The organism is Grimontia sp. AD028 (genome assembly GCF_000973155.1).
GTDB classification, from domain to species: Bacteria; Pseudomonadota; Gammaproteobacteria; order Enterobacterales; family Vibrionaceae; genus Enterovibrio; species Enterovibrio indicus.
Genome location: NZ_LASY01000050.1, coordinates 1 through 8,605, shown reverse-complemented (window position 1 = coordinate 8,605; position 8,605 = coordinate 1). Strand labels below are relative to the sequence as shown.

At 47.4% G+C, this 8,605-nt stretch carries 9 protein-coding genes; 5 read left to right on the top strand and 4 right to left on the bottom strand.

Translation table 11 applies throughout. The features are described from left to right. The first annotated feature begins 137 nt into the window (after positions 1-137). The gene (locus RN22_RS11605; RefSeq protein WP_082111401.1) at positions 138-1,544 is read left to right on the top strand and encodes a TolC family outer membrane protein; all 1,407 of its coding nucleotides are present in this window, start codon (positions 138-140) and stop codon (positions 1,542-1,544) included. Further along, on the top strand, positions 1,541-2,179 hold the full coding sequence (locus RN22_RS11600; RefSeq protein ID WP_082111400.1) for an OmpA family protein: 639 nt from the start codon (positions 1,541-1,543) through the stop codon (positions 2,177-2,179). Before RN22_RS11605 ends, RN22_RS11600 begins: the two co-directional genes overlap by 4 nt. An 88-nt stretch (positions 2,180-2,267) precedes the next feature. Here RN22_RS11600 and RN22_RS11595 read toward each other — a convergent pair whose 3' ends face one another. Beyond that, entirely contained in the window at positions 2,268-2,609 is a 342-nt protein-coding gene (locus RN22_RS11595) for a hypothetical protein (protein ID WP_002540261.1), read from the bottom strand. 453 nt (positions 2,610-3,062) lie between these two features. Between RN22_RS11595 and RN22_RS11590 the strand changes: the two genes are divergently transcribed. After that, positions 3,063-4,346 (top strand): DASH family cryptochrome, encoded by a 1,284-nt coding sequence (locus RN22_RS11590; protein ID WP_046304393.1) that lies wholly within the window; start codon positions 3,063-3,065, stop codon positions 4,344-4,346. A 101-nt stretch (positions 4,347-4,447) separates the two neighbouring features. Here the strand turns inward: RN22_RS11590 and RN22_RS11585 are convergent, their stop codons facing one another. Beyond that, positions 4,448-5,041 carry a cob(I)alamin adenolsyltransferase gene (locus RN22_RS11585; protein ID WP_046304404.1) on the bottom strand — a complete coding sequence of 198 codons (594 nt, stop codon included), beginning with the start codon at positions 5,039-5,041 and terminating at the stop codon, positions 4,448-4,450. 196 nt (positions 5,042-5,237) lie between these two features. On the opposite strand from RN22_RS11585, the gene RN22_RS11580 reads away from it, so the two are divergent. Continuing rightward, entirely contained in the window at positions 5,238-5,600 is a 363-nt protein-coding gene (locus tag RN22_RS11580) for a hypothetical protein (protein WP_046304392.1), read from the top strand. Positions 5,601-5,799: 199 nt separating this feature from the next. Beyond that, complete coding sequence (locus RN22_RS11575) at positions 5,800-6,042, top strand: hypothetical protein (RefSeq protein WP_002540256.1); 243 nt, start codon at positions 5,800-5,802, stop codon at positions 6,040-6,042. A gap of 59 nt (positions 6,043-6,101) precedes the next feature. On the opposite strand, the gene RN22_RS11570 is transcribed toward RN22_RS11575, so the two are convergent. Further along, positions 6,102-7,418 carry a YjiH family protein gene (locus tag RN22_RS11570; RefSeq protein WP_046304403.1) on the bottom strand — a complete coding sequence of 439 codons (1,317 nt, stop codon included), beginning with the start codon at positions 7,416-7,418 and terminating at the stop codon, positions 6,102-6,104. A gap of 337 nt (positions 7,419-7,755) precedes the next feature. Then, positions 7,756-8,553 (bottom strand): hypothetical protein, encoded by a 798-nt coding sequence (locus tag RN22_RS11565; protein ID WP_231590886.1) that lies wholly within the window; start codon positions 8,551-8,553, stop codon positions 7,756-7,758. Between the last annotated feature and the right edge of the window lie 52 nt (positions 8,554-8,605).

Genomic DNA, 8,605 nt, shown 5'->3' with positions numbered 1-8,605 from the left:
ATCAATGCATCCGAGCAGTTTCAGGAGAAGAAAAACAGGTGAAAAAATGGCAGTTGGCTCCAGTTTTCTTTCCACATTTTAGCGTTTTGACTTTTCAAATTTTACGCAGGGTCTAATTTCGCTTTGAGGGAGCATTCATGAAGCAACGTAACACCCACTCTAGACTGCGGTTTTTGGCAAGAACATCACGTTTCCCTAAAGCTTGGAAACCGACATTAAGTGTTATTGCATTTGCACTTTGTAGCACCGGTTTAGCAGCAACCGTGCATGCACAATCATTGGAGCAAGCCGTTGCAACGACACTTTCACAAAACCCGACAATCAGAGAAGCCTATAACGAGTTCAAAAGTCGTGAAGCGGATATCGATGCATCGGAAGGTGGTTATCTGCCTTCTGTCGATCTCGACGCTGGTATTGGTTATTCCGAATACGACAGTGACAACAACGATGGGACTTATCATCCCAGGGACGTAAGGTTGAGTCTTCGCCAGTTAATCTGGGACGGCTCCATTACTTATAACGACATCAAACGCACTAAAGCAGAAGCTGAAGCTCAGCGCTTTCAACTGTTAGCAGATGCTCAAGACACCGCACTTAGCGTGACAGAGGCCTATATTGAGGTTTTGCGCACTCAGGCGATTACGGATCTTTCCCAAAAGAACCTGGAAACCCATGAGCGTATTTTTGGTGATATCAAAAAGCGCGCGGATTCGGGCATCAGTTCCACCGCAGATCTTTCTCAGGCTCAAGGTCGTCTGGCACAGGCACAAACCAATTTGCTGTCTGCAATGAGCAATCTCGATGACGCTGTTATCGAGTTTGAACGCATTGTGGGCGCATCTCCTGTCGATTTGGTTTTGCCAGAAGTCGATGCGCTCTTCATCCCACCAACACTGGTTGAAGCACTGACCATCGCAAAAGAAAACAATCCCGTTATTCAGGTTGCTATGAATGATGTAGAGGCCGCACACCGTCAGTACAAACAGGCTAAAGGCGACTTTCTCCCAACGTTTAGCATTGAAGCCTCTCAGGAATGGGGTGAAGAGTTAGATGGTCAGCCAGGTGATACCGACGAGTTTCAGGCCATGCTGCGCATGCGCTACAACCTGTATAACGGTGGCACCGACGCGGCGGAAGCACGCAGTGCCGCTTACCAAATAAACAAAGCGAAGAACATTCGCCACAACGCACATCGTCTGTTGGATGAAAGTACGCGTCTGGCATGGACAGCGAAAGAGTTGGCAGAGAAACAAACACAGTTCCTGCAACAACACGTTGATTCAGCCTCTAAGACGCTTGAAGCATACGAAAAGCAATATTTGATTGGCCGACGCACATTGCTTGATCTGCTCAACACAGAAAACGAGTTGTTTGATGCGCGCCGCTCATACATTGATTCTCATTACACCGGTATTTATTCAAAGTACCGCGTCTTGAACGCCACTGGCCTGCTGCTTGATGAACTGCGCGTTGATACGCCAGAAGAGTGGCAAACTTCGGTCTACGGCAAGGACGGCAAAGATAAACAAGGAGACACCGAATGATGAACGCTTTTCAGCGATACGCTGGCCTGTCTCGGCAAGCTCTCAGCAGTGTATTTCTGATCATCGCGGCCCTGGTGCTGGCGGGTTGTTCCACCAGCGCTTCACAAGCCCCTGTTGCCAAACAGCATGCCGATTTGTTGGATGATGACAGTGATGGTGTGATTAACGCCCGGGATGCCTGTGAAGGCACCCCTCTTGGTGCAGTCATTAACAATGATGGTTGCTCCGAAGAACTGGAAATCAGCGCCCGTGATGACCTGCATATTCTGTTTGCTAATGATTCAGCAAAGATCCCAGCAAGCTTTATCGCCGAAGTGAATGACCTCGCCCGATTCATGAAGTCTTTCACTTACATCGTGGTTGAGCTTAACGGTTACGCCAGCGTGGTGGGTGACCCAGATTACAACCTAGCGCTTTCAAAACGCCGAGCCAATGCCGTAAAAAGCGCGCTGATCAAACAAGGCATTAGGCCGGATCGGGTTCGAATCATCGGTTTTGGCGAAGCGGACCCCATTCTTGCCCAGTCTCAGGAGCAGTCTGACATTCTCAGTCGCCGCGTAACGGCGAGTGTGAAAGTATCAGAATCCGAAGTCGTCAACAAATGGACGATTTACACGTCATCATCCGCAAAATGATGCGACGTTCAGAAACAGAAAAAGGGCCGATTCGGCCCTTTTCTTTTATCACTTATTTCTTTATCGCTGATTGAGTCATTCACTGCTTTTAATGCAGGACAACCGGATCAAGCGTTCCTTGGTTGGTAGGTAACGCCAATAACAACCAGAAATCCAAATCTGTCTCGGTACACTTGTCGGGGGTAACCCGAATAACGCCTTTACAGCGCTTGCCGCTTGGTTGTTCAAGCAACGCGCCAGGTCTTCGCAGCGCTTCTTTCATGCACTCATCTCCGACAATGAACTGCAAGCCGTCATCATCTACGATGCTGAACAGTCGATCATGCTGGAAAAAGTAAATGCGTTCATTGTCGACTTCTTCCCGAATACCTGAAATGCCTAGCAGCGCCCGACGAACGAAGCCCGATAAATCTTGACCAGTCACACTCATTGGATTGTTCCGTATTAACTTCAACGATAATCATTCCCAATATAGTGATATGAAACGATCTGTTAATCCTAAGGGGCGCACATTGGGACGAAAACCGTTAAAAAGTCTGACAGACTTATAATCAACTTCGTAAAACTGTACTCATAAATATCCTGTGTTTCGGAAAAAGTATCAGTCTTGAGTACTAAACCCTCTCAGCCCGAGTCACCGCGCAACGCGGCATTGGGGCGTTAACCCGCTTTAAGCATCAGGTTGATCTCGCACACATTTCATTCTCAAGGCTTCTTGACTTTATCAACGCTGGGCTACGCTTTAACTGTGAGACATACATCTCACCTGTTTAATCGTCTGCACTCCGTTGACGTTTAATTGCGTACTCATGATTTAGGAGGTGAATCGACAACTAGAAACCACCCTTCTGTTCGCAATGACCAATTACAAAGGAGAGACGGTATGAAAGGGCTTCTATGGTTTAGACATGATTTACGATTGGCAGACAACCCTGCACTCGTCGCCCTCTCCCGGCGCTGTGACCAAGCCCTCATGGTTTACGTGATTGACCCAGAATGGTTTAGACCCGCTCATTTTCAATCGCGTCACTTGGGAAGATTCAGGGAAGAGTTCTTATACCAATCTCTACGTGCACTGGAACGTGAACTCAAAAAGCGTAAACAACGCCTGGTTGTTAAAGTGGGGAATCCCCTTCAAGTGATACCAGACCTTTGCAAAAAGCACGGTATCGATCTTTTGGCTGTGACTGACCATCCCGGTGTTTATGAACGCCAGCAAGTGGCTTACTTATCGCGAACTCTCGGTTGTGAGGTCAGTGTCAGCGAAAGCTTCTCACTTTTTCTTCGTAGCCAATTCACATTTGATAAAACCACTTTCCCGCAAACTTTCAGCCAGTTCAGAAAACACGTAGAAAAACAGAACATTCTCCCCTGCATTCCTATTAGCGCACCCGAATCACTGCCTAAGCACATTGATGAGCGTCGTGATATCTGGGGTGGCCAAGAGTTTGTTTACGACCTGACGCCGTATCATGGCGGTGAAGATTCCGGCATGGTCCAACTGAACCAATTTTTCTGGAAAACCCAAGGGCTGAAAAATTACAAAGAAACCCGCAACGGATTGGATGGCTGGCAGTTCTCGTCCCGTCTATCCGCATGGTTGGCAAACGGTTCAATATCTCCCCGTATTGTCGCTGCGGAATTGGACAACTACGAGTATCGTCACGGACGGTCTGATTCCACCGAATCCATGTATGCTGAGCTGCTGTGGCGCGAATACTTCCAATGGATGATGCATTACCATGGCGCCAGCATGTTTGCATTTGAGGGCATTAAGAACAAACGCCCTCTTACCACTTACTATTGTCAAAACTACAAGGCCTGGGAACAAGGCACCACAGAATATCCCATTGTGAATGCCTGCATGCGTCAACTGAACCAGACCGGGTACATGTCGAATCGCGGACGTCAGATTGTCGCTTCATGTCTGGTCAATGAGCTGGGTGTGGATTGGCGATTCGGTGCAGCTTACTTCGAACAACAGTTGATAGACTTTGACGTTGCGACCAATTACGGCAACTGGCAATACCTGGCAGGTGTTGGCGCAGACCCCCGTGGTCAACGTCATTTCAATCTGGAGAAGCAAACCGAGATCTACGACCCTGATGGTACCTTCGTTGAAAAGTGGGCCAACTCGAAATCGTCAGAGAGCTTGTTGAAGTATTGAATCTCAAGAAATGTGAAAGGCGACCTTATGTCGCCTTTTTCTTTGTTCTAAGTGAAGCGAGGATCACCCTCGACAAACCGACCACTGCTAAAAAGCCCACTCTACTCGAGAATTTCCAAAATACGCTCACTCACTCGCTTGGCAAAAATCAGTGCTGAATGGGTTAACGGAAAGACTTCGTGGCTTGTCATTCCATCAATTTTCGTTTCTTCAACAAGCACGGTGCCATCTGATTCTTCATCGCGAACCAACACCGTTGCTGGGCCAATACGCATATCCCCGGCAATACTGTAAAGCGTTGAGCCCTCCGGCCATGTGGGCTCTTGTTCCGGCATCAGAAAGCGGCTGGACTCCTGAAACATAAAGTCACCGATCCCTATGTCTTTAAAAAACGCGGCGACCTTTGAGCCTTTGTGTGGGGTGCCCAAGGTAATAACCGTATTTACACACTTAGACATGTCGCTGCCGTTTTCGAGATAAGCCCGCGTAATTACACCACCCATGGAGTGCGCAACAATCGCGATGTCATCACCATCAATAAAGTTGTCCATCGCCCTGAACAACCCGCTCAGATCGGGCATGACGGTGTTATAAGACAAATTCAAAACCTTATGACCTGCACTTTCCAAGCGTTTTTCCAAGGGCAACATGGCAACACCATGCATGTACAGTCCGTGTAATAGAATGATTTTCATAATGTTCTTCTTATTCTCATTGAACCAGCCATTGTCCGTCATACCCGCGAGGTAATCATCAAACGGAACACCAGATTCATCATAACCTCAGAACAAGTCTTTCAACTGAGACACTGCGTACACTCTTTGAATAGGTACTTTATATCGACAAACATCGTCCATGGGCAATGTATTAACACTTTGAAGGACCGACATAATGGGTTTACGACACCTCCTCCTCATTTCATCAGTTTTTGTTGCTTTACCTTTTACCGCGAGCGCAGACGATGCGTCAAAAGAAGCGGCAAAAATTGAACAATCGCGAGTTCATGAACTGAAAAAACTTGAAGAAGCTGCAAAGCGTGATCTGGCGGAAATTGAGCGGGAGTCGGCTAAAGACATTTCTGAAATGGAGCGCGAAGCGCAGAAACAATCTCAAGAAGAAATGGTTGAAAATAAAAAGAAAGCCGCCGAGCAAAAACGCGAAATGATGAAAAAAGAAGCCGAAAAGAAACGTGAGCACCTGAAAAACAAGGCGAAGTGTAAAGGCAAAGAAAAAGCCTGCGAAAACGTAAGTTAAACCTACTTCTTGAAGATGAAAAAGCGACCCACAACGCGGTCGCTTTTTTTCGCCCTAAATTTGAGTGGGATTGCCGACAATGAGACGCTCTGATATTCCGCTCGCTGCATATTCTTATACCCAAACAACCTTAAGGTGCTGGATTCAAGTTGTTTGGGTATATCTGGCTGCATAAATATCTCACATGGAGAACGTCACAATGAAATCATCCAAATTGGCCCTTCTCAGCATGCTGTTTGTTGTCGCTCCGTTTGGCTCTCAAGCCACAGAAACTGCCGGACAACAGGCTGAACAAGTCGCACAGGAACGCGTAGCCCAAATGGAAGCGGTAGCCGACTCTGCCGAATCCGAAGCAAAGTTGTTGTTAGAGGAAACCAAAAAAGAGACGGAAGCGATGACCGAAGACGCAGAGAAAGACGCAAAAGAAGCGGTCAGTGAGTAGTATTGCCAAGAAACAAAAAGGCGGTCAACCGACCGCCTTCTTACTGATTTATTGGGTTTTTAGAAGATAAGGTGCGCGACACCGGCAATGACTGGCAGAGTCACTAAAGTACGCAGGATGAAAATCATCACCAATTCCCAAACCTTCACCGGGATCTTACTGCCCAGCAGCAGTGCACCAACTTCAGACATATAAATCAGCTGGGTCACAGATAAGGTTGCTACAACAAAACGGGTCATTTCGTTGTCAATGTTCGCCGCCAGAACCGCTGGAATGAACATGTCTGCAATACCAATCAGCATGGTTTCAGATGCAGCGACCGCTTCAGGGATTTGCAGCAAATCCAGGAGAGGAACAAATGGCATACCCAGAATGGTGAATACTGGCGTGTATTCAGCGATGATCAGTGCAGAAGTACCAATCGCCATCACCACAGGCAGAACACCAAACACCATGTCAGCAGCGTTCTGGAATCCCTCTTTCAGAACATCACCCAAAGAGCGGATATGAGAAGCTCGGTTAACCGCGCTTTTCACACCGAAGGAGAACAGGGTTTCGCCTTCTGGCAGAGATTCATGCTCAAAGGTTTTCTCTTCGCCATTCACCAGGGTGTTCTTTTTCCAACAAAGTGGAGGAAGACGCGGCACAACAACCGCAGCCACAAAGCCCGCCAGACACACCGTCAGGTAGAATGGGACAAACATGTGTTCCAGACCGACCTGTGCAATGACCACCAAGCTAAAGCTGATTGAAACAACAGAGAAAGTTGTGCCAACAATGGCTGCTTCGCGTTCGGTGTAGTAACCCTGCTCGTATTGCTTGCTCGACATCAGGATTGCCACACTGCCATCACCCAGCCAAGAGCTGGCACAGTCCACCGCGGAGCGGCCAGGCAAACCAAACAATGGACGCATGATTTTGGTCATGAAGGTACCAATCAGTTCAAGAAGGCCAAAGTTGGTCAGTAACGGCAGGAACAGACCTGCAAAAACGAAGACAGAAAGCAGAGTCGGAAGCAGATCGCCCAGGACGAAACCGCCGGTAGCACCGCCAATCACGTGTTCAGGACCAAAACCGAAAAACGCCATGACGACAAACGCTGCCCCCAACAAACGCACTGTCAGCCAAACAGGTGTTGCCAAAAACAAGCCTGACAGGAACTTTGATTCTGTAATGAAGCGTGGCTTTGTCGCCAGCGCCAGCACTGAACCCAATGCACTAATGAGGATGATGCTAGTCACCACGATGGTCGCGCTCTGACCAAGAAGCCCCAAAAGCGACTTCGCCAGCACGGCAATAGGGATCGTAAAGCCACCATCGATCATAATTGGCGTCATAAACAGCAGTACGCCCAGCAATGATGGGATCAAGAACATCAACAGATTCCGTGTTGATGAAGACGATGTTTTTAGTTCTTCTGTTTTTTGCATGGCAATACTTCCTGAGCAATGCGTTGGGCGAAATAGATATTCACTAAAAGTGACTAATTGAGCGCAAGATTAATGCAACCCGTTTTCCATGTAAACAATAAATAGTCATTTATTTTGAATAATTTCACCACATTGGCTCAATTGACTATTATGAATTCAAATATTGTATATATTTAACGCATTAGGTGTTAATGACATGTAAATATACCTAATCGGACGCATAAAAAACCGGCTTTAAATAGCCGGTTTATGATGGGCTTCCCCTAGTCACAAAAGTGAATAACTATCCTATTTTACGATCGATCTTTGCATATTCGGATTCAACCCATGCACCGAAGCTGTCCATCAGGGCAACGACAGCGCGTTTTTTCACGGGCTTACGTTCGATCAAATAGAAAAGTCGCTCTATTTCTAGCGATTTATCAGGGTAATATTGAAGAAAAGCCTCAGAAGCGGGCTTCAATTCAAACTGCCAGTTCTGCTCTTTATGCGCGACCAACCCAAAGCTGGCTTTGATTAACCGCTCGGCGGCTTCCTGAGCGGCGTCGAGTTGCGTCCCCCATTTGGTTGCGACCGCAATTTTCTGCCGTAAATCTTTGAGTCTCGGGGCCAAATCATCATTCATTGCCTTCGACACTTCCCAACTCACTTCAAAGTGTCCAAAGCTCTTGCTGAGGTTTTCTCCTGCCAAGTTCACCGAGCAATGTTTCAGGAAGAACCCCCAGCGAAAAATATTGGCTAGATTGGTCACATCTTTTAGTGGTACGACATCAATAAGCACACGCTTTAAGGCATCGCTGGATTGTTCAATACGCCAACGAACAGTGTTCAGCGCTGCATACTCCTGCACATTTAAAGCACGTGTGCATACCAACAGCAATGTGAGATCGGCGGTCTCCCCTGCCTCCCTTCTAGCGACATCGCCAGACAGATAAAGGCTATGGAAAAGTTCGTCACCCATCGCTGACTTAATCTGGCGGACAGAAGCCGCTATCGGTTCAACATAATCAGCTTGAAATGGTCTTTCGTTATCCAACTCAGGTAACAGGCCACCACGCGGCTTGTTCTTGTACAAAGGCATGTCCTCGTTCGGGCAGCTCTAGTTTTCTATATTCTATACCCAAACGACCTGA